The following is a 16,494-nucleotide window of genomic DNA, read 5'->3' as shown; positions in this document are numbered from 1 at the left end:
TTTTACACTCCAAACATTTCTGAAGATTTCTTATGTGTTTGCCATAAGACAATAATGAATACGATCGCTAGTATCAGATTCTGAAAGAATTGTACTTCCATGTCCAAATTTAGTGGGTTTCCTAAACCAGTCAGGTCCAATACAATATTAGAAAGAAAATGATAGACACCGAAAACGACCATAATGACCGCAGGTTGAAAAGCATAGGCTAAGATTCGTTTGAAATACCCTTTTCCTATATTGTCATGTTCTTCAGAAGCAAAAGAAGCCATCGGAACAGGCATTAATGCTAACATGACATAGAGTTGAAAGAATCGTAGCATAACGATCACCCATACCATGACATACGCTGCTAAAGTTACCAATGCACCAATTATGATCAATAAAAGTACCATTATTCCTCTTCGCAATGCCTCTGTCGGATTTAACAAAGCACCAATTAATTCACCTATTATTGATAGCGTATCTGTTGGTACTTCGACACTAGGAAGAGTAAACACATTGAAGGCACCATTCGCATTTTTTGAAATTAGATTGGCCAACCCAATGCCGATCAACAAAATAAAATTTAATAGGTTACTTGATAATGTGACCATAAGCCCACCCAATGCCGCACGAAAAGAGATACCTTGAAACATTTTCAAGGTCACGATACCAGCATTCGACGAGTTGGCCTTTTCAAACATTTTTGCAATCTCTAACACTAAGAGTATTCCTACTAAATAAAGACCAACCTCACGGGTCGATTTGGCCACGATATTGTTGACCCAATTCAGTGTGCTGGGGGAAAAATCCCCCATATTCTGTGTGAGGGTTTCAACTAAGTCCATGTGAATCCTCCTTTAATTTCTTGATTACATTCCTGGCGGATTTGAGAATACTCCGGTGATCATGGTTCCCGCACTAATCGCAAGTAACAGAATCCCTCCAATAATCAACCAAGAACCTTCCATCTTCCCTTGAGAATCGCCTTGCCGTCCAGCTTGAGTAATTTGTACAATTCCCCAAACAGCTAGTAGAGCCCCACCACCAGCAATGAGCCATTGCAAGCCCCCTGCAATTGTCTCAGCAGTTCCACTAGCGTTCGCATTGGCCACAACTAGTGGCTCCAAAGTTGTTGCTACATTCGTTAAAAGTGATTTCATTTTCCATTCTCCATTCAATTCGCTATTTTTTACGCCGCAAAATCAATATCCAATACTACTGGATCTGAAAATGCTTCTTTTTTTACATTTGCTTCGAATTTTTCTAAGCTATTTTTATATCGCTTCACCTCATACCAGTTCGGATCGCCTTCCTTATTACCGAATTCTTTAGCATTTGGGTGATTTTTATAATTGTATTTTGGTACTTTAAACATAGGTACAGAAGAAATTTTTACCAGGGCGTAAAGTCGATCTAGATTCCCAACCTCATCGACTGAAATAACATCTTTTCCGACTGGTTCACTTCGAACAGATCCTTTATCACGTTTGCGGATGTAAATCGTCTTTTTTCCAGCTGCTTCAGAAAAGTACTTCGTGGTATCTGGCTCTGTCGATCCGGATAGGTACACCCAAGCGTCACAGTTCCCAAAAAATTCTTTCCAATCGTCTTTATACCTAGAAACGATTTGATTGACGCTTTGTAATAGGATCGTGATACTCATTAAGCGGCTTCTAAATACAGACAAAGCCTCTTTGATATTCGGTATTTTGCCAATATTGGCAAATTCGTCCATTAAATATTCAATAGGTACATCTGCTTCTCCGCCCATTTCATAATCTATTATGTGTTCAAGTGTTCGAAACGAAAGGATAAAAATCAAAAGTGGCAAGAAGTTGAATGTATCGTCCATATCCGGTATCTTCAGGAAAACAGCCGTCTTCTCACTAACCCATTTTTCAATCTCTAAATTATCCTCTTTGATAAAGTCTTTGACTTGTTCTAAGTCAAAGAGTGAGAAGCGAGTGATCGAAATCGCCAAGACACTATCTCTCGTCTTTCCTTCAAAGTTTCGGAGGAAGTTTTGCCATTGAAGATACGCATAATTTTGTTCACCAAATTCTTCTGCAAAGCTTTTAAACATAAACTCAAGGGGACTTTCCACGTCTTTATTCTCACGAGTTAAAAGACGGATCAGTGTACCGATTTGATCTAGGCTAGGCATAATGCCGTCCCCTTTCACCTCTTTATTACCATTTTTTCCACCACGGTAGCGATAATAGAGATAAGCAAATAAAGAGGTAATCAGCAATTCTTCGGCTTTGTCCCAAAAAGGTTCTCCTTTTTTCTCATGATCCGCATTCGTCGCATCGATCAATGCTCTGATTACTTTTTTAAGGGTGATCTCATCTTTGACATAGGCAAACGGATTGAAATGATCGGTATTTGTCAACGAATCAAAATCAACGACTTTGATCTTATACCCACGACGTTCTAGCATTTTACCTACCCGATTGACTGTTCTCCCTTTTGGATCTGTGAGGACAAAACTCGATCTCATTTGAGCAATATTCGACATGATATAAGAAGTCGTCTTCCAAGATCCAGAACCCCCAATGACCATGACATTGTTGTTCCGATTCAATCGAGGATTTCTTCCTTCATAAATATTCTTATAGCAACCGTCTCCTAGAATGATATTGTCTGAAAACCTCTTTTTATTCTTGAACTTCTTCATTTCTTTTTCTGTTCCCCAACGTCCGCTACCATATTCTTTTCCCGGCTCATACTCTCTCGTATCACGGCCAAGAAATGTTAAAGACGCGAGTGTTAAGGCTGCACCACAAGCGAGCAGGGGCGTATTTTCTAAGGAAAAATGAAATGGATTATAGAAGATTTCTCGATTTACCTGGAGCGCAGCTAACAGCTTCTCCCCAACAGGTGCATGCATAGCAAGCTCCATTGCACGATTAGCGACAAAGCCTCCGACACCACCAAAAAGTGCGTAAGGAACTATCGACTGTTTTTTTGTCATAAATCGATCCCTCCGCTTAGATCATCAAATAGAGACAAAGCCTCTAAGCTTTCTTTTGCCTCTTTTGTGGTGTCTACTGCCGTTTTTGTTCCTTCTTTTGTAGTAGTGACAGTCGCTTCTTTTGCTTTGTCGACTGCCGCGGCTTTCTCCTTGGACTTTCCTTTTGCCTCTTCAATGAGTGCTTCAAGCGTTGGCTTCGTTACAGTTTCCGGATCATTTATGATGGTTTCTAGGGTCTTATTAATCGCAAGAGCAGCAATGTTCGCATCTTTCGCATAAAAGAACATTTCAGACGTCTTATCCGGAAAGTCTTTGATATGAAATTGTAGACCGTACTCTGTCATCATGTTTTTCAATTGTTCCAGATTTACTGCTTGATCTAAAACTTGGGGTTCTGCCAGCATCTTATTTGAAGAAAGTAAGAACTCATAGTCTTTTTCACCAGCCTGCACGAGAAGTTTTTTCTCACAATCACGGATTAAATCCATCTGTTTCTCCCTCGGCAATTGCTTGAACTTGAATTCTAGTTCCGGCCGATCAGGACGTCCAAGTTGCTCCCTTAGACTTTTAAACTTTTCCCATTTGTCCGTTGCAAGTTGTTCCGCTTGTTGCTTCATTTCTCTGCTTTTAGCTATTTGCTTCAGCATGGATAGTACACGAAAAACTTGATATAACTTTTGTGGGGCACTTTTGCAAATCACTTGATAGGCTTCTTGTTGCGATTGACTCATACTTTAACCTCCTGGATCAGAAATTATCAGGAAGATGCGCGGTGATATCTGAATCTGCCAAATTTTCTTCTTCATCTTTTGATAAGTCACCTTCTAAATGATTCTTTAGTGCAATCAAAAGGTTTGCCAACGTTTGATCCGTAAGTGTGATACCCTTTCGCATTTCTCCTTCAGGCGTCCAATTACGCAAGTCATAAACTGCCTCACGTCCGTTATAAGAAACTTTATTTAGTTCGACTGTCGCTCCCCATTTTGTGCGACTGAGAATGGCAATCGGTTCTACCTTCTCAAAGGATATATTTTGGTTCTTTTTTTCTTTTTCTGATTGGTTTTGCGATAAATCCATTACCATAAAAACTACCTCCTACTTTCTGATCACGTCTGTCATTCTAAAATGGTTGCTCGAACCATTAAACGATAGTCCGTACCAACCCGACTTCCATCACATGTCAGTAAGGTCAAATAATGCGGGTCTTCTGGGTTATCTAACATATACTGGCCTTCACTTTGATGAATAATGCGAGTCTCTTGTACTTCATACATAGCTGTTTTTCCATAGAATGTGATTTCTACTTCGTCTCCAATTGAAACGTTGCGCAATCCACCAAATAATAGACCGCTATTGGTCATATAATGGCCCAACAGGCCAAAGTTTCCACGTCCGATTCGTTGATTCGGTTTCACAGTTCCTGCTCCAATACTAAGATTGGCCTGTGTCATACCTTCCAATATAGGCAATTCAAGCCCTATGGTTGGTATCCGAATGATTCCCACCCCATATTTTTGAATCAAATCGTTCGAATCAATAGAAAGATTTGTAGGGCGCAAATCTTCAACATCGTTCCCTGAATAATCGCCAGTAATTCTTTTGTATGGCGTTTTTTCACTCATTTCTGCTAATGCGGCTTGTTGTAGATCTGAGATTTGTTGATCAAATTGTCGCTGTCGATAATGTATTGTGCCAACAGTCGTTCCTAATAGTAAAAGCATACTCAATACGCCAAAAATGATTTTCTTTTTGTGTGGGTGCTGCTTAAAAGCCAATCGGAACTTTCTTAGCTTTAATTGTAATTCTTTCAATACCTTGCTCCTTTCCGTTAAAGATGATCGAACCAAGTTAATTTCGACTTTTAGGGCCATACTCATGAAAATAAAATATTTACCGTACGTATCAACAATAGAAAAAAGAGACAAGGAATTTCTTCCTTCGTCTCTTCTTAATCATCTTTTTTTATTTTAAAATAGGTTCGACAGTACCGCCTTCAGCTCTTTCCAAATATTTGTACTTCCTGCTTGTGGGATAGACGGTACTTGTGGTGTTGCTGGTGTATCTGGTTGTACTGGATCCTTTGGTGTTCCAGGTACTTCAGGGTCTTCTTCTGGTGTTTGGAAAAGAACAGTTTGGTCTTCATTTTCTAAATCAAAATGATCGTTCACCAAGTCTTCATGTTCTGGGTCACTATAAACCATATGTGTGGCAACTAATTTCTCGCCATCCTTCATTGTATCGGCAGGAAGCTCCAAGGCAATGAGAAGTTCTTGCTCTTCGTCTCCTGTTGAAACAAACGTAGAAGTGTCCGTAGCAACGACTTCTTTTGTTTCTACATTGATATATTCCGTATAAACATGGTACTCATGACCTTCTTTTCCACCACGAACCCAAACGTAGTCTGTTAAATGATTATCGATTGTTGGATCAATAATTTGTGAGCCTGTTTCAGTTTCCGCAAATAACGTTTCTACTTCCAGATCCAAACGGTGATTTTCAACCTCAAAAACAATGATTTCACCATCATTTTCTGGTGATACTTCAAACGTATACTCTTCTTCATTTGCGTGGTACCAAGGTAATTCTTGAGATTCCACCAATAGATAGTGTCCTGTCGGTAGACCTTCAATATTGATTTCACCGTCTTCATCCGTGAAGTACGTACCGATAAGAATAGCTTCCTCTTCAGCTTCTTCGTCGACGATTGGCTCTTCATCTTCACCCTCTAGATCCTCTGAATCTTCAGGCTCAGTAGAATCATTAGTGTCGATTTCATCAGAATCCGTTGTTCCAGCTGCTTCTTCGTTCTCTTCAGCTTCGGTATCTTCTTCAAGATCTTCGCCTTCTTCACCTTCTGGTGTCTCGTCAAGATCTTCTTCAGGATCAACTTCTGGTGCTGGCACTCGGAATAAATCAAAGGCCACACCTTCTAGTGGTTTTTGGTCCAGTCCATCGGTCTTAATGACTTGAACACCTGCACGAGCCAAACGATTGATAATCACGCCTGTAAGGTCTTCTTCTGGCTCTTCTTCCAGATCTGTATCCTCTTCAGTTTCCGGCGTTTCAGCATCCACATCGGCGGACGTAGGGGCTACTTCTTCTTCAGGATCTGCAGTCTCAGCGTCAGGGTCTTCTTCAGCATCTTCACCTTCAGCATCCTCTTCTTCTTGGCTCGCTTCCACATGAATATCAAAAGAAATATCATTGTTTTCTGGATCATAAACAAAATGGTGTTTCGTATCATTTAGCACATGATCCGGTCCAGCATAGATTTCTTGGATATACATCGGAATCGTTTGATTTGGTAACTTCAATCCTTCAAAAGCAATCATGCCTTCTTCTACAATTGAGTAACCTAGTGTGGTATCCGCCGCTAATTCTTCTTCTCCAACAAGCAGCTCATCTGCTAAACGTAAGGCAAATACCTGTCCGTTTTTTGCATCTTCTAATTCAACAACCGCTTCACCGTCTTCCCAGCCAGTTAAAACTTCTTGCATTTTCCGACCGTAAATATTCAGGTCTTGAAGGAAGTTTTCTACTTCTAGTGAAGTTGATGTGATATCGACTGTTTGGCCAGCATAATCAATCGAAAACGGAATTGGTTCATCGAGTAATACAACACCTTTTGGTGCAGAAACTTCCACTACTTCATATTTTCCGATAAAGAGCAGTGAATCTGTAGTAAATTTTCCATCTTCATCTGTCGTCCAAACGATATCTTCCCCGTCTTTTTGCAAGAATTTACCCGCTTCATAACGACGTGTGCCGTCACCGGTTACGATATCTTCTGTCGGACGAATTTTAAAGCCAAATCCAGCACCGCTGCGTTGCTCAAATTCAATGGTCGTATATTCGCCGTGGTCACTTTCATTTATAGCTGTAGAAACACCCGTTTCAACGGTTTTAGAAAGCTCCAGCTGTCCTTTTTGAGGTTTGTTGTCAAAAGTTGCGGTGACTGTTTCATTGACTTTAATTGTGACTGTTTGTGGCTTGCTATTGATCACATAACCATTCGGTGATCGGATTTCTTCAATAGTTACTTTCTGATCATGTGTCAAATCGCGCCATTCACCAATCCCTTGAGCATTGGTTGTAATTTCTTTTGTCTGATCGTCATCCGTTGTAAATCGGAATACAGCACCTGCAAGAGGTTCTCCCGTCGTTTCATCCAATTTGAGTACTTGTGCATGGCCTTCTTTTTCCACTTTAATATTCAAAGCAGCAATTCCTGGGTCAGGTAAATGAAGTCGAGAAAGATCCTGTGTTCTTCCATTCGTATAAGCAAACGTGGTACCAATTCCAGATCCATTAGGATCATATTTTGTTAGTCGAACTACTCCTGATTCATTAGAATTCGCAGAAGCAACGATTACTAAATCATTTCCATCTTTTCGAACACTTACACCAGCCGAATTAGAGGATACAGTTCCATTCCAAGAGGAAAAGCGGTTATGAGTATCTTTAACGCGTGTTTCCTCACCTACTTTGACTGTTACAGTAGTGTTATGCCAAGAAGGGTTAAGATCATGTTCAACAATCTGCTTATCAACAGCAGCTTTGAAGGAATCATACTTTGTTTTACCAAATGTTCCATAATTGATGAAACTTCCGCCCATTTCATCCCATACCATCATTTGTGTCAATGCATAGTTTTCCATGCTGCGCTGGCTATAATAACCAAAATACCCAATAAAACGAAGTCTCCTTGAGCGACTTTCAGGAGATACCACATCATTTAGATCTAGTTTTTGATCATACAAGACACCATCTTCTGTAAAAACTCCTTCTTGGATACAGAAGACATCTTCTCCGTCAATTTGCCAACGAATGATTTTATCATGCGTATAGTGCAAACCAGTAGGTGTGTACCTTACGACATTAACATCTAAACGTCCATTTTCAGATAAACGATAAGAAGAACTTCTGGTCATTTTATCTTCTTTAAGCTCTTGCCATTCATCTGATTGAGCTGCTAATTCCTCTTGCTCAGAGTAAGATCCCAAAGCATGGAGGTCTTTCTCACCAACAAAAAATTGTTTCATGTTTTCAGGTACTTCTTTTACTTCCAACTCGGGTCCATCATTAGCTAGTTGACTCTGTCCTGTTTGGATAGGACCAATAAAATCTCGATTATCCATTAAAGGTAACAAAACCGGAGTACTGACAGTTTTTTTAGATTCCTTGTTGCTTTCGATTTCTTCAGTAGGGGAATCATCATTGCTTGCTAGACTAGTTGATTGCTCCAACAGTACCGTTGCCATACTATTTATCGGCAACCCTGTTGTAAGTAAAACAGTCAACAAGAACAAGCTGATCACTTTTTTCACATTTTTAAATTTCATATTTGTCTCCTCTTAATCCTTTTAGTAACAAAAAAAGAACCAATGATCAGCTCACTAGTCCTCTACAACAATATCCCAATATGATGGGCTTCGACATTTATTATTCGATTTTTTCACCTCAGAACATAAAAAAGAGGCAAGCTTTTTAGCTTTACCTCTTTTTAAAAATTTTTTTAATTATAAAAGACAACAGTCCATCCAATTATATCACCTTTAGCATTCAAGGCAGGATTAATTAAGAATCTAGTAAACTCAACGAATTTATCTTCAGCCCATAATGCATATGCTTGAGCATTTGCCTCTTCCTGAGTCGCGGCAAAGATTCCACTGTTTCCGATATTTACAGGAATATTATCAACATCTTCTTCCCCGCCAGAACCATTATCACCATCACCAGAGCCATTGTCTCCGCCTCCTGGAGGTGTAGTTTCTTCTCCGCCAGTTCCGTTATCTCCATCAGCGCCGTTATCACCTTTACCTACTTCAATTTCGATATAGATATAGTCTCCGTCAGGATGGATTTCATAGCCTTTTACTCCATTTGGAAAGTTCTCACGAACCCAATTAGATGCTTCATCTTCATTTAAGAATGGTCCGACGCGATATCTGGTAAACAATTCATTCTCACCAATAACTACTTTATTGATTACACGATCTGGTGTTGTTTGTCCATTATCTCCACCAGCTGGAGGTGTTACCGTGCTGTTGTCGCTTCCTGAACCATTTCCATCATTTACCGGAGGATTAGTTGTTGAATTTCCTGATCCATTTCCTGAATTAGTAGAATTAGACCCAGTCCCATTTGAAACAGTACCATTACCAGTTTTTGGGTCTTGAGAGATCTGTGCTTTTGTTTCTCCTGTTGGACTTTGGATCGTCACAGTATTACCGTCACGGTCAAAAACTAGCTTATCCCCTTCATAAATCCAGTCGGGATCTACGATACCATTTCTTTCTGCAATTTCTACAAACGGAATGCCTGTTGCGTCTCCCAGGACAGATAGCGTATCCCCTCTAACAATCGTGTATGTGTCATCCGTCATTTTATCCAGATCAGCTTTAACCTGATCCACAGTACGTGCGATCCAAATAGTACTGCTGATTGGTGTAGCTGCCTCTTCAGCTGCAGCTGCTTCTTTCACTCCAATTGTTCCTGCAACAAATAATGTTGCTAATAACGCTAGCCCTGTTGATATTTTTCCTTTGATTGATTTCATTTTACAATCTCCTTTTGTTATGTTTTTTGATATCTAGGATATCTCTGATATCAATAATGTAACACACATCAATTATCCTTGCAATATTTTTTTTGACCACTTATTATATTTAAGAGGGAGGGATAAAGAATGTATGATAAATCCGATGAAACAGTTCGCATTAGTTTAACGCTTCAGACAACACTACTTGCTGAGATAGAAGATTATTGGCATAAAGAAAAAATAGCTAACCGCACTCAAGCAATCCAAGACCTAATAAAAAAAGGAATTGAAAGTGAAAAGCAAAAAAATCAGGACTCTGTTTGATACAGAGTCTTATTTACAGGGAGAAAGAATATGAAGAAAAAATTACTGATCATTTTGCCGTTTGTATTTTTAAGTATTAGCCTCATTTTCATTTACCAGACACACAGTGCTAGAAAAGAGTTGCAAGCAACGATAGTATCTACCGAACCAAGAGAGCTAACCGCCTTTGAACAGCTTCAACAAACCTTAGATATGGAGTTAACCGATCTAGGAGAAGCCTTTGTCTCTTTTGTTCATTTTGAGGAACCAAAAGTTGCAATGGTTTCAACTGCTAGCGAAGAGTTTACTTTCCCTATTTCCATTGTTAATTCTGAGACGCATGAGTTTAACTTTGAAGATATTGCTGCTAGTCCAGCTACAATCAGTATAGGTGAGTCTTTTGGATTAGCTATTGATGAAAAAGACTCTTTTTATTACTACTCTATAGAGTGACTAGGTGATTCTTAACTGAACTTTGTCAAGGAACTCTTTCAGGAAACAGTCTTAGGAGAAGGTATCACTGAAAGAAACACAACTGCATGTGAGAGTGACCAGTCAAAAGACTATTCTTGTTTTGACACCTTGATGAATGGGTTAATTGCGCTGTTGTCCCTGACAAAGCTCAGCCAAGAATCCAGAAAACTAAAGGTTTTTTGCTTTTTTAGATTGCATTCGCTTTTCTTCTCGGCAAACAATCCCTTTTCTGCCTACATAGCAACAATAAAGTGTTCCTTTTTTAAGAACCATTGGTTCCCCAAAAACGTTATAAATTGGCTTTTCTTGCATTTAAACACCCTGATTTTTATTATTAAATAATTTCAAAAAACGTCTATTAATCATAAATTTTTGACGAATTTAAACTATTTATATATTAAGAGTACCAAAACAGCGTGTTTTTTTCTACTAATATCCTAATAAATATAAATCGAATTTAATTGCTATTGTTATATAAAGTTAGAAAATAGTTTTACATATTCAAAAATGGTAGTTTAGCCTTTAGCCAACAACACTATTTTTAGTCTGAATCATTTTGTTTCTCTACCTCTTCGTGTCTAAAAGTATAATGTCTCCCCGTAGATTTGTTTAGTGAGGCTAAGCGACGTTCATTATACTCAATAAGATCAAAAATTCGCTTGTTAGATATCCCCTCATAAATCATAATTACTAATCTGAGAAAACCAATTATTATCGTTACCAATATCCAAGTCTCCGCCAGCGGAATCTTTGATTCATACTCAATAATTCCCCAGACTAGTCCTCCTATAGTAAGTAAAACTAAACTTGACAAGAACCACCCCGCATCGTTGAAATAGTAAAACTTCAATCTACGGTACCAGTTTTTGTCCAGTAGATTCACAAGACATTCTATTTCTAATATTATTTCCTCTCGTTCCTTTTTTGATTCCTTGCTTCTAACGGTAGCAATTTTCTTATTAAATTCTTCCATGAAGTGCCTCCCTAAAAACTATGATTTCTCATATAGTTTGTAGCTCGAATCGCTATTATTCTTCATTTCTTCGTATCTCCGATCGGCCCTTCCAGCAATAACTAAACAGCTATATAAAGCTAACAAAATGAACATAAAAAGTACAAATCCAACAAAACTTAAAATATAGACCATTAACTTAAACCTTCCTTTCATGTATTTCTTCTATTAATTAACTATTTTGGTGGATAGTGGACTAAAGCAGCCCACGCCACAATCACTTTTCCTCCTCAACAGGTGTCGCAAGAGCCATTAAATTGGGGTCAATGTTCCTGATTTCTTGAACTGTGAGTTGTGGCACCATACTCAATAAATCAGTCATCCCGTGTACGCCCGTGGCAGTTAAATAATTGTATTTGCACTTGCTAAAACGAATAGGTAGTAATAACCTATAAAGTTTTTTACCGTCAATTTTTTTCTCGTATGGTTCAAACCCACTAAAATTAAAGTGTCCTGACCCAGCTGTAAGTACTGCTTTATAGGTTCCAATTTTTCTACCATCAAAAAATATAGTGTTCGGTTTAATCAAATTCATTCCTCGCTTTCTGCAATATCTGTCAATCACTGACTGGCTCAAACATTAAATTAAGAAGAGCTTTATTAATACATATCCAAGGGCTATCTTTATCTTTGGTAGTCAGTTCAACTTCTGTGGCGTTCTCTTGAACTGGTTCTTCGCACTGCCAAATACTACCTTCGTCAATCTGATAGTTATCACCAGTCACACATCCTGCAAAAGAATCAAATACTGTTACTGTAAATGTATCAACACACCTAAATTTGTGAGTCATTTATTTTCCCTTTCTTTCCATAATTTCCGCTAGTCAACTAGTGTTGTGAATCTCGGTTTAATAGCTACCGGAGTTGAATATTCCATTAATAGACAATAGTGTGATCCTTTGATTTTCTGTAATATAACTCCTGTCAAACAATCCCCTAGAGCATTAAGAGTTGGCTGGCTTACATAGTCAGTGTCTTCCATCAATTCATGCTTGAAGTTCGAATTTTGTTTATTTTCTTCACAAAAATCACATTCACTTGTTTTTGCAATCTCAACAGGAGCAAATACATCCTCATGATGTTCTTTAAAAGCTGTTATTAGCTCATTTAACTGATTCAAAAATTCATTATTCAAGCTTTTTTCCTCCTAATTCTGTTATCTCTAGAACTAATCAACTATCGTGGTGGATAACCAACTTTAATGTATCCAGAATTTAAAAAATCTTCCTCTTCTTCTTTGGACTCCAAATTGTAAGTATCTATAACCTGTATCCCCAGTCCATTTTCTATTTGAACTAGTTTAATATATCCCTGCGCTAAATTTTCATTGAAATCTTTCAACCAGAAAAATCTAGATTTCCTTCCATTACCAGCAATTCCTAATGAAAATTTATTGCTCACAATATTTTTAACAATACCTATAAACTCGTTTGAGCGTATATCTCTATATATTTCAATGTGCTGGTGTCTATCATTTATAATTTCGTATGATATTTTTTCCATAACGTTTTCTTTTGCATCTGAAATAAACAAAGAAATATCACTCGAATCAAAATTATCTCCCAGAGTGAAATAATACTGCCCATTCTTACCGATAATCGGATCTTCCACCAATCCTTTTTCAATTTCCCAATTTTCATCAAGTACAGCGTCGATAAAATATCCTGATTTTACATCGTTCACTAGCTCTTGCTGCTTCTTGTTGAGTTCTGACACTATCTGATTTTGATTTTTAGGATCACATAAGATAATTTCTTTAGATTTGTCGTTCGAAAATGTCTTAAGGAAGCCTTCCAGCTGCTTTTTTCCCATCATGATAAAGTCTCTCCATTCTATGATTTCTGTCAATTAATGACTTCCCCTTCTTTCCAAGAAAAGGAACCTCTTCGAACAGTAGCATGGTCTAGCTTTTGCTGCTCTTCTTCCTTTAAACTGATCTACCTGGTACGCCATGTCTCTTTAAATACATTAGGATTGGTTTTTCTCATTCTTTTTAATTGATTCGTCTTCAGAATTCTCACCTCCTGTTGACATATAAAACCATCAATCAGTTTCTTTTTTTGTATAGTCGTCGGCAAGTCTCATTACATCCTGCAATGTTTCTTCAAGACTCTTTTGATTTTCTTCTCTTTTAAATAATATTCTGCTTGAAATACTTTCGGGATATTCTACAAGTGAATTGGTTTTCCAAATGATTTGCTGAACATAATTCTTATCTACATATTCATTAATTTCTTTATTTGAGTCATAGGCTAGCTTTCGAGAAAATTGGATACTATCTATCGAATTGTCAAAATTGGACTGCTCTATTACCGCTTTTACGCCTGTCGCAAAAGTAAAAACAAGTACAAATGCTGACACACCTACTTTTATTACAAACCTGACTGCATTTTCGTACCTGGACATAAACTTAGGCTTCTCTCCTTAGCTCCTCAAACTAAAGACAGCAACTTCCAGTTTGAAAACTTTTATTTTATTTGATTCAATCTATTTCGAATTAAAATGAATCCCAATTATCAAATTTACGATCTTCTTCAGAAAGTTCAGCTAAGATCTCCCGATAACTACCTGAAATAATTTCACATTTTAATTGCTTCAAATACTTTATTCTTTCTCTGCGTTCATAGCTCATAAAGCTCTTATCTCTATTTAGCTGTATACGGCAAATACAACGGTCAATTTCTAACAATATCCTCTTTTTTTCTGATCGATCATAAAAACATTTCTTTATAATCTCTCTCCTGTTCAATGGACTCAGATAGTAATTGATCAAATTCTTATTCTTCTGAGTATCGGTGTAATGATAATAAGTAATGAATCCAGACAGTAAACTTAATGATAAAATGAGCAACTTTTCCATAGAAAGCACCTCATACTTTTTGGAAGGTATCAGGATCAAATCCATTTTGGATCAACTTTTCTCGATAGAATCTATGGACATTAGCTATGTGTTCAGTGTCTTCAAGAAGATTCGTCTGCCCCATTTCATATACACCGACATAAACAACCTCCTGATTGTAACTAGCTGAATCACAATTTTCATCGAGAAATCGATCAAAGTTGCATTGATTAAGAGCCTGTGGTGCACTATCAGCTTCTACTACTTCATATTTCTGTATTCCATCAATTATTTTTTCAACAACCATCTTCATGACTTATCAGCCTCACTTTCACTTAGAACCCATGATAAAAACTCATGTCCAACCTGAAGGGATTCATTTTCACTTAGATTGTTGAAAGCTTGTATGAATTCTTCTTCAAACATATCCTTATCGCCTTCCAATAAATAGTAAAAAATATCCCATGCATGACTATGCTGCCAGATATAGATCCTTTTGAGTTCGTTCAATAACAACAACCTTGGATCGTCAAGTGACCATGTAGTACTATCCATTAGTTCTCATCCCTTCAGGCCTTCCCATTCTAAAAACCGTTGGTAGCTTTTCAGTTCGGTTGCTCTGAATATGGTTTCCATCGTTAACTAAATGGGGATAAAGTTCTTCCTCGCATTCCTGAAGATCTCTAAGCATAGCGCTCATTGAATCTCCTTCTCCTGCTAGTGCTAGTACCTCTTTATTTGGATGATTGTATCCCTCCGCACTGTAATGAATCCCTTCATTGTCGGATGTTAAGGTTACCTGTATATGCCATCCTGACCTGACATAATCTTCTAGTTGCTTCATAAAAATGCTCCTTTCAAATGTACTCGCCTTAGAAATCCGCCAATAATTTAGGATTTTTTAGAAATAGCAACACATTTTTATTAGATTTATGGATTTTTCTGATATCAAAACGTTCTTCAGTTTCTAAGATCTCAATTCCTTTACCAGAACGAAGATCATGAATGTCTAACGCACCGCTATTGAAAATCCGATACTCGATACCGAGGTAGTACTCTCCTTTATCAACGTATTTACTCGTGTGACCAGCCTTAAACACCTGGCAATGTTTCTTTTTGATTTGACAATATGCCTGTTTTTGTTCCATAGATATTCCTCGTTCCTTTCTGAATGAAAAAATAGAAGCTTGCAGGAATTCCTACAAGCTTCTATTTCTTTTACAAGTATATTTGGACTTAATTGTTAATTGCGTTTCGGTCTTCCAACTATCGTTATCGACCTGTTTCCTAATGTAAGTAACTTCAAAGTATGGCGAATTACTAATTTCACGACGTAAATCAATTGATCTTTTATTGTTCCACGTTCCTTTTTGTTCTTGTAATTCAAAGTAATTAGCTAACAAAATCTTTTTTCTTCTGCCAGAATCCATAAATGCCAGCAATTTTTCGATCTCACTCATAAGTTTCTCCTAAAGAAGAGATACTTTGCTCAAAAAACAGCTTATTTACCAATTCAATCTCTGCATCTATTATTTTTACTTCACTTCCCAGAGATCGAACCATCTTGATATAATCTGATTTTATATAAGCATTTTTTACCAAAATTGCCAGACAACCAAGAGTAAAAATAGTTGCAACGAAAGCAAGAACCAAATATCTAAAAATCCCTACCAAATCCCCACTTCCCCTGTAATTCAGAATAAGGATTTGCGTGATAGAATAGATTAAACCTAAAAAGCAAATTGGAATCATAGCAATGAACTCCGGGAAGATGTAACGTAGTAAACATTTCATTCGTTTAGAAATGTTATCATCAATTGCTGATGACATTCTGTTCAAATTTTCAATTGTTTCTGACCTTCTAAACCTTAACTTCTCTAACTTTATCTCACAATCATTTCTTATTTCATCTGCCTCAAGGAGACTTATTTTTGACATGGTCTCCCTGTATTTCTGATCAGCGTCAAATGATTTTTGCATATCTTTTCTCCTTCGACAAATTTGTTAACATCCTCTGAAATCGCTCAATCATTCTTAGATTGCTGCTCCTTTGGACCGCCTCTATTGGTAAAAATAAAAGAGAAGAACAACTTTTTCAGCTTTATCGATTGATCACAGAAGAGAATTAGTTTGATCGATTAAAAAATATTTTTACTTACAAATGATATTGGAATCACTTTTAGGGTAAGTGAGAACCTGCCGGTTTAGGGTGCCGAGCTACCTCACATATTTCTCAATCCCAGTGGTGCCAAGCCCAGATATCCATCTGCAAGCCGTCTGAAAGAAACAAATATGAACTTCAATGCTTAAGGGGATCCAATAGTCACCTCAAGCCCTGTCATTTATGGGTGAATAGCAACGTGTTA

Annotated in this window: 23 protein-coding genes; 2 read left to right on the top strand and 21 right to left on the bottom strand. The window is 37.6% G+C overall.

Translation table 11 applies throughout. The features are described 5' to 3' along the window. Nucleotides 1-2: 2 nt before the first annotated feature. The 8 genes from IGI88_RS18170 to IGI88_RS18135 form a co-directional block, all read right to left on the bottom strand. Nucleotides 3-830 carry a type IV secretion system protein gene (locus tag IGI88_RS18170; RefSeq protein WP_429960868.1) on the bottom strand — a complete coding sequence of 276 codons (828 nt, stop codon included), beginning with the start codon at nt 828-830 and terminating at the stop codon, nt 3-5. Nucleotides 831-854: 24 nt separating this feature from the next. After that, entirely contained in the window at nt 855-1,145 is a 291-nt protein-coding gene (locus IGI88_RS18165; protein WP_429960869.1) for a hypothetical protein, read from the bottom strand. Between the two features lie 29 nt (nt 1,146-1,174). After that, on the bottom strand, nt 1,175-2,959 hold the full coding sequence (locus IGI88_RS18160; RefSeq protein WP_429960870.1) for a VirD4-like conjugal transfer protein, CD1115 family: 1,785 nt from the start codon (nt 2,957-2,959) through the stop codon (nt 1,175-1,177). Continuing rightward, on the bottom strand, nt 2,956-3,690 hold the full coding sequence (locus IGI88_RS18155) for a hypothetical protein (RefSeq protein WP_429960871.1): 735 nt from the start codon (nt 3,688-3,690) through the stop codon (nt 2,956-2,958). Before IGI88_RS18155 ends, IGI88_RS18160 begins: the two co-directional genes overlap by 4 nt. Nucleotides 3,691-3,706: 16 nt before the next feature. Then, complete coding sequence (locus IGI88_RS18150) at nt 3,707-4,042, bottom strand: PC4/YdbC family ssDNA-binding protein (protein WP_207490693.1); 336 nt, start codon at nt 4,040-4,042, stop codon at nt 3,707-3,709. A gap of 32 nt (nt 4,043-4,074) precedes the next feature. After that, the gene (locus IGI88_RS18145; RefSeq protein ID WP_207490692.1) at nt 4,075-4,770 is read right to left on the bottom strand and encodes a class A sortase; all 696 of its coding nucleotides are present in this window, start codon (nt 4,768-4,770) and stop codon (nt 4,075-4,077) included. A 156-nt stretch (nt 4,771-4,926) separates the two neighbouring features. Next, nucleotides 4,927-8,301, bottom strand: a complete 3,375-nt coding sequence (locus tag IGI88_RS18140; protein ID WP_429960872.1) for a SpaA isopeptide-forming pilin-related protein — start codon at nt 8,299-8,301, stop codon at nt 4,927-4,929. A gap of 173 nt (nt 8,302-8,474) precedes the next feature. Further along, complete coding sequence (locus IGI88_RS18135; RefSeq protein WP_429960873.1) at nt 8,475-9,518, bottom strand: LysM peptidoglycan-binding domain-containing protein; 1,044 nt, start codon at nt 9,516-9,518, stop codon at nt 8,475-8,477. A 129-nt stretch (nt 9,519-9,647) separates the two neighbouring features. Here IGI88_RS18135 and IGI88_RS18130 point away from each other — a divergent pair, with 129 nt between their 5' ends. Together IGI88_RS18130 and IGI88_RS18125 are read left to right on the top strand one after the other, a co-directional pair. Beyond that, nucleotides 9,648-9,824 (top strand): CopG family ribbon-helix-helix protein, encoded by a 177-nt coding sequence (locus IGI88_RS18130; protein ID WP_429960874.1) that lies wholly within the window; start codon nt 9,648-9,650, stop codon nt 9,822-9,824. 30 nt (nt 9,825-9,854) lie between these two features. Next, nucleotides 9,855-10,256: a hypothetical protein gene (locus IGI88_RS18125; protein ID WP_429960875.1), complete on the top strand. Its 402-nt coding sequence runs from the start codon at nt 9,855-9,857 to the stop codon at nt 10,254-10,256. A 562-nt stretch (nt 10,257-10,818) separates the two neighbouring features. On the opposite strand, the gene IGI88_RS18120 is transcribed toward IGI88_RS18125, so the two are convergent. The 13 genes from IGI88_RS18120 to IGI88_RS18060 all read right to left on the bottom strand — a co-directional run bounded on the left by IGI88_RS18120 (nt 10,819) and on the right by IGI88_RS18060 (nt 16,108). Continuing rightward, nucleotides 10,819-11,250, bottom strand: coding sequence for a hypothetical protein (locus tag IGI88_RS18120; RefSeq protein WP_429960876.1), 432 nt, complete (start codon nt 11,248-11,250; stop codon nt 10,819-10,821). A gap of 256 nt (nt 11,251-11,506) precedes the next feature. Then, a complete protein-coding gene (locus tag IGI88_RS18115; RefSeq protein WP_429960877.1) occupies nt 11,507-11,824 on the bottom strand; it encodes a hypothetical protein in 318 nt (105 codons plus the stop codon). 22 nt (nt 11,825-11,846) lie between these two features. Next, a complete protein-coding gene (locus tag IGI88_RS18110) occupies nt 11,847-12,080 on the bottom strand; it encodes a hypothetical protein (protein WP_429960878.1) in 234 nt (77 codons plus the stop codon). 29 nt (nt 12,081-12,109) lie between these two features. Next, on the bottom strand, nt 12,110-12,424 hold the full coding sequence (locus IGI88_RS18105; RefSeq protein ID WP_074934927.1) for a hypothetical protein: 315 nt from the start codon (nt 12,422-12,424) through the stop codon (nt 12,110-12,112). A gap of 41 nt (nt 12,425-12,465) precedes the next feature. Then, on the bottom strand, nt 12,466-13,137 hold the full coding sequence (locus IGI88_RS18100; protein ID WP_429960879.1) for a hypothetical protein: 672 nt from the start codon (nt 13,135-13,137) through the stop codon (nt 12,466-12,468). Nucleotides 13,138-13,332: 195 nt separating this feature from the next. Next, nucleotides 13,333-13,695 (bottom strand): hypothetical protein, encoded by a 363-nt coding sequence (locus tag IGI88_RS18095; RefSeq protein WP_429960880.1) that lies wholly within the window; start codon nt 13,693-13,695, stop codon nt 13,333-13,335. Nucleotides 13,696-13,786: 91 nt separating this feature from the next. Beyond that, nucleotides 13,787-14,149, bottom strand: coding sequence for a hypothetical protein (locus IGI88_RS18090; protein ID WP_429960881.1), 363 nt, complete (start codon nt 14,147-14,149; stop codon nt 13,787-13,789). A 10-nt stretch (nt 14,150-14,159) separates the two neighbouring features. Further along, the gene (locus IGI88_RS18085) at nt 14,160-14,441 is read right to left on the bottom strand and encodes a type III secretion system protein PrgG (protein ID WP_429960882.1); all 282 of its coding nucleotides are present in this window, start codon (nt 14,439-14,441) and stop codon (nt 14,160-14,162) included. After that, on the bottom strand, nt 14,438-14,683 hold the full coding sequence (locus IGI88_RS18080; RefSeq protein WP_429960883.1) for a hypothetical protein: 246 nt from the start codon (nt 14,681-14,683) through the stop codon (nt 14,438-14,440). The genes IGI88_RS18085 and IGI88_RS18080 overlap by 4 nt, the downstream gene beginning before the upstream one ends. Further along, nucleotides 14,676-14,972: a hypothetical protein gene (locus IGI88_RS18075; RefSeq protein ID WP_429960884.1), complete on the bottom strand. Its 297-nt coding sequence runs from the start codon at nt 14,970-14,972 to the stop codon at nt 14,676-14,678. The genes IGI88_RS18080 and IGI88_RS18075 overlap by 8 nt, the downstream gene beginning before the upstream one ends. 28 nt (nt 14,973-15,000) lie before the next feature. Continuing rightward, nucleotides 15,001-15,276 (bottom strand): hypothetical protein, encoded by a 276-nt coding sequence (locus IGI88_RS18070; protein WP_429960885.1) that lies wholly within the window; start codon nt 15,274-15,276, stop codon nt 15,001-15,003. A gap of 51 nt (nt 15,277-15,327) precedes the next feature. Next, nucleotides 15,328-15,588, bottom strand: coding sequence for a hypothetical protein (locus IGI88_RS18065; RefSeq protein ID WP_429960886.1), 261 nt, complete (start codon nt 15,586-15,588; stop codon nt 15,328-15,330). Continuing rightward, nucleotides 15,581-16,108 carry a hypothetical protein gene (locus IGI88_RS18060; RefSeq protein WP_429960887.1) on the bottom strand — a complete coding sequence of 176 codons (528 nt, stop codon included), beginning with the start codon at nt 16,106-16,108 and terminating at the stop codon, nt 15,581-15,583. The genes IGI88_RS18065 and IGI88_RS18060 overlap by 8 nt, the downstream gene beginning before the upstream one ends. Nucleotides 16,109-16,494 lie beyond the last annotated feature (386 nt).

The organism is Enterococcus sp. AZ179 (genome assembly GCF_050498885.1).
In the GTDB taxonomy this organism is placed as follows: domain Bacteria; phylum Bacillota; class Bacilli; order Lactobacillales; family Enterococcaceae; genus Enterococcus_D; species Enterococcus_D entomosocium.
Note: the sequence above shows the minus strand (reverse complement) of the source record. Positions and strands in the feature narration are given on the sequence as shown.

What these genes read in the sequence shown, in the direction of transcription:
- IGI88_RS18170 (WP_429960868.1), bottom strand. Translation starts at nt 830, where the DNA reads ATGGACTTAGTTGAAACCCTCACACAGAATATGGGGGATTTTTCCCCC.
- IGI88_RS18165 (WP_429960869.1), bottom strand. Translation starts at nt 1,145, where the DNA reads ATGAAATCACTTTTAACGAATGTAGCAACAACTTTGGAGCCACTAGTT.
- IGI88_RS18160 (WP_429960870.1), bottom strand. Translation starts at nt 2,959, where the DNA reads ATGACAAAAAAACAGTCGATAGTTCCTTACGCACTTTTTGGTGGTGTC.
- IGI88_RS18155 (WP_429960871.1), bottom strand. Translation starts at nt 3,690, where the DNA reads ATGAGTCAATCGCAACAAGAAGCCTATCAAGTGATTTGCAAAAGTGCC.
- IGI88_RS18150 (WP_207490693.1), bottom strand. Translation starts at nt 4,042, where the DNA reads ATGGTAATGGATTTATCGCAAAACCAATCAGAAAAAGAAAAAAAGAAC.
- IGI88_RS18140 (WP_429960872.1), bottom strand. Translation starts at nt 8,301, where the DNA reads ATGAAATTTAAAAATGTGAAAAAAGTGATCAGCTTGTTCTTGTTGACT.
- IGI88_RS18135 (WP_429960873.1), bottom strand. Translation starts at nt 9,518, where the DNA reads ATGAAATCAATCAAAGGAAAAATATCAACAGGGCTAGCGTTATTAGCA.
- IGI88_RS18130 (WP_429960874.1), top strand. Translation starts at nt 9,648, where the DNA reads ATGTATGATAAATCCGATGAAACAGTTCGCATTAGTTTAACGCTTCAG.
- IGI88_RS18125 (WP_429960875.1), top strand. Translation starts at nt 9,855, where the DNA reads ATGAAGAAAAAATTACTGATCATTTTGCCGTTTGTATTTTTAAGTATT.
- IGI88_RS18120 (WP_429960876.1), bottom strand. Translation starts at nt 11,250, where the DNA reads ATGGAAGAATTTAATAAGAAAATTGCTACCGTTAGAAGCAAGGAATCA.
- IGI88_RS18115 (WP_429960877.1), bottom strand. Translation starts at nt 11,824, where the DNA reads ATGAATTTGATTAAACCGAACACTATATTTTTTGATGGTAGAAAAATT.
- IGI88_RS18110 (WP_429960878.1), bottom strand. Translation starts at nt 12,080, where the DNA reads ATGACTCACAAATTTAGGTGTGTTGATACATTTACAGTAACAGTATTT.
- IGI88_RS18095 (WP_429960880.1), bottom strand. Translation starts at nt 13,695, where the DNA reads ATGTCCAGGTACGAAAATGCAGTCAGGTTTGTAATAAAAGTAGGTGTG.
- IGI88_RS18090 (WP_429960881.1), bottom strand. Translation starts at nt 14,149, where the DNA reads ATGGAAAAGTTGCTCATTTTATCATTAAGTTTACTGTCTGGATTCATT.
- IGI88_RS18085 (WP_429960882.1), bottom strand. Translation starts at nt 14,441, where the DNA reads ATGAAGATGGTTGTTGAAAAAATAATTGATGGAATACAGAAATATGAA.
- IGI88_RS18080 (WP_429960883.1), bottom strand. Translation starts at nt 14,683, where the DNA reads ATGGATAGTACTACATGGTCACTTGACGATCCAAGGTTGTTGTTATTG.
- IGI88_RS18075 (WP_429960884.1), bottom strand. Translation starts at nt 14,972, where the DNA reads ATGAAGCAACTAGAAGATTATGTCAGGTCAGGATGGCATATACAGGTA.
- IGI88_RS18070 (WP_429960885.1), bottom strand. Translation starts at nt 15,276, where the DNA reads ATGGAACAAAAACAGGCATATTGTCAAATCAAAAAGAAACATTGCCAG.
- IGI88_RS18065 (WP_429960886.1), bottom strand. Translation starts at nt 15,588, where the DNA reads ATGAGTGAGATCGAAAAATTGCTGGCATTTATGGATTCTGGCAGAAGA.
- IGI88_RS18060 (WP_429960887.1), bottom strand. Translation starts at nt 16,108, where the DNA reads ATGCAAAAATCATTTGACGCTGATCAGAAATACAGGGAGACCATGTCA.